Raw genomic sequence first — 3137 nt, forward strand, 5'->3', positions numbered from 1 at the left:
GAGGGCGCCCTGAGCGACTTCGAGGGCTCGGCAGCGTTCGCGCGGATAAGGGGGAGGTAAGCGCCGCCGCGACCTCCGCGACGAACGCCGGCAAGCGGGCAATGGGGCATGACTCCTTTTGGTGGGGCAGGCGTCCTCGCCTGCCAACCTCTCACAGCCGAGGCGGCTGTGCTACACGGGTGACCGCAGAGTCTCGCCAGCGGCGACGGCGGCGGCTTCGCCGTCCCCTGGGGGCAGGACTGAGTGGCCCCGCGGCGAACTCCACAGCGGAGGCTCCCCGCGGTGTCGGTCATCATCCTCGACGACGAGGTCATCAACCAGATCGCCGCCGGCGAGGTCATCGAGCGCCCCGCCTCGGTGGTCAAGGAGCTGGTCGAGAACTCGCTCGATGCCGGCGCCACCCGCATCAGCATTGACCTCGAGCAGGGCGGGCGCCGCCTCATCCGCGTCACCGACGACGGCTGCGGCATGACCCGCGAGGACGCGGTGCTGGCGCTGCAGCGCCACGCCACCAGCAAGCTCACCTGCGCCGACGACCTCTTCGCCATTCGCACCCTGGGCTTCCGCGGCGAGGCGCTGCCCAGCATCGCCGCCGTCTCCCACCTGAAGATCGTCACCCGCCCCCACGACGCCACCGAGGCCACCGAAATCGTCGTGCGCGCGAGCGAAGTCACCGACCTGCATACCGCGGGCGCGCCCCCCGGCACCGAGGTCACGGTAGGGCGTCTCTTTTTCAACACTCCCGCGCGCCTCAAGTTCCTGCGCAGCGAAGCCTCCGAGCTGTCCCATATAACCGAGCTGGTGACCCGCTTCAGCTTCTCCCATCCCCAGGTTTCGCTGCGCCTGACCCACGGCGAGCGCGAGGTCGTGCACCGCCCGGCGGCGGACGACCTGCTGTCATCGGTGGTCGCGCTGTACGGGCGCGACGCGGCGGAACGGCTGATCCCGGTGGAGCTGCGGCTGCCGTTGCTGCGGGTGTCCGGCTTCGTGTCGCGGCCGGATTTCACGCGCTCGTCGCGCTCCCACCAGGCGCTCTTCGTCAACCGCCGCCAGGTACGCAGCCGCACCCTGACCCATGCCGTGGAGGAGCCCTACCGCTCGGCGCTGGCGGGCGGGCGCTTCCCGGTGGCGGTGGTGATGGTGGATGTTGACCCGGCGCTGGTTGACGTCAACGTGCATCCGGCCAAGGCGGAGGTGCGCTTCGTGCGCGACTGGGAAGTGCACGAGGCGGTGCGGCGCGCGGTGCGAGAAGCCCTGGAGGGCACTGCCCTGGCCGGGGCGGCGCTGGGGGCGGGGGCCGCGCCGCCGGCCACCTTCGGTGGAACAGGCAGAGGCCCGACCTCGGCCGCCCCCGCGCAGCCGACGCTGGACTTCCCCGCGGGCGCAGCACCGGCACCGCCGGCGCAAACCGCCGTCGGGCTGGTGCTGGCGCCGCTGGGGCAGGTGCGGGCGACCTACATCATCGCCGAGAACGCCGATGGCCTGATGATCGTGGACCAGCACCGCGCCCACGAGCGGGTATTGTTCGAGCGCCTGGAGACCGACAGCGCGGGGGCGCAACCTGCGAGCCAGGGCCTGGTGATGCCGCTCACCGTGCACCTGGGGCGGCGCGAGGCCGAGCTGTTGGAGCGCAACCTCGAAACCTTCGCCGCCGTCGGCATGACGATCGAACCCTTCGGCGGCGACGCCTTCGTGGTGCGGGCGATGCCCGCGCTGATGGCGAAGGCCGACCCCGAGGTGCTGCTGCGCGACCTGCTGGAGGAGCTGGCCGGCCGGCCGTCGGGCCAGCGGCTCGACTTGCCGCGGGAGGCCATTCTGGCGGCGGCCGCGTGCCACGCCGCGATCAAGGCCGGCACGCGGCTGGCGCCCCAGGAGATGGTCGAGCTGCTGGACGGCCTTGCGCGCTCCACCCGCCCCTTCACCTGCCCCCACGGCCAGCCCATCATCATGACAATTACCAACTTCGAGCTTGACCGCCGCTTCCAGCGTTAAGGCCGACTATCCACGCTCGTGACATTGCGCGTTGACGTCGCAACTGACGGCAGGCGCGACAAGTGGGGGATGACCCGGGTGCCTGCGACTGAGAGGAGACCAGAATGGGAGAGCACCGAGAATGGCTATCGGGCCCCGCGGCGCCTTCGCTGAAAGAGGGGTACTTGTTCCTGGTCTTGGGTGCGGTCTTCTTGTTCGTCGTGCTCCTGATCGTGGTCACTGAGGGGCGTGGTCTGTTACAGGATTGGGAGAGTGCCGTTCTTGATGCGTCATTGGGCGCGGTGGGCGCGCTGCTAGCGGCGGGCGGGTTCGGGTACGTTGGCCGGAAGGAATGGGGAAGGCGGCTCGTTGACGGTGCCTTCTGGTTACTCATCATCCTGCTGTCGTGGACCATAGGGGGGACTGCCGCTGCCATGTCGGACCCGCCAGCCGGGGCGATAGTGTTAGTGCCACCCACGTTCGTTTACGCCTTCCATGGCTGCATGCTGGGGGGAGCGGTGGTTGCGAGACTGGGTCTCTGGCGTCCCGCCATACTTCTCGCTTTCGGCCTTAGCTCTGCAGTGCGCCCCAGGCTGAGGCTATTCCTTATCCTGCGCATGGCAGCCGCCATAGTGCTAATGGTTCCGGCAGGGGCCCTCTTGACAGTTGCTCAGGCGAAACTAGAGGTCAAGCATTTTCACGCTCAACTTCAGAGCCCTAACCCGGAGCAGCGTGCGACCGCGATACTGGAACTGGCGGAGTGGCGGCCGCGAACTCAGCCAGAAGTCGCGCCGGCTGTGCGCGCCTTGGAGTCGGACCCGAGTGCAAAGGTCCGGGAGGGGGCAGCTTCAGCGCTGATGCACGCGTCCGCGTCCTTGCGGGCATGGGATGCTTATGCTGCACTGCTCAAGGCGATGAAAGGGGACCCAAGCGCGAAGGTAAGAGCCCAAGCCGCGTCGTCGCTCGGCTGGGCGCTCCACTCGTCGCATCCCCTACCGGAAAAGTGGGCATGGGAGATCTATGTGAGCCTGCTCAAGGCGATGACAGAGGACACCGCTCCAGAGGTTCGTCGCGACGCCAGCACGGTGATGAGGCGCGCTGCTTACAGTTTCCAGCGCCAGAGATCACGCGCGTTTGTGGACCGAGTGCGAGGTGTCTCCCGGCCC

Annotated in this window: 2 protein-coding genes; both read left to right on the top strand. The window is 68.6% G+C overall.

The genetic code is table 11. The features are described from left to right. Positions 1 to 282 precede the first annotated feature (282 nt). The gene (mutL, locus tag VM221_04530) at positions 283 to 1992 is read left to right on the top strand and encodes a DNA mismatch repair endonuclease MutL (GenBank protein HUT74087.1); all 1710 of its coding nucleotides are present in this window, start codon (positions 283 to 285) and stop codon (positions 1990 to 1992) included. Between the two features lie 104 nt (positions 1993 to 2096). Beyond that, the coding region (locus tag VM221_04535; protein HUT74088.1) for a HEAT repeat domain-containing protein at positions 2097 to 3137 on the top strand (1041 nt) is incomplete at its 3' end.

Source organism: Armatimonadota bacterium (assembly GCA_035527535.1).
GTDB lineage: Bacteria > Armatimonadota > Hebobacteria.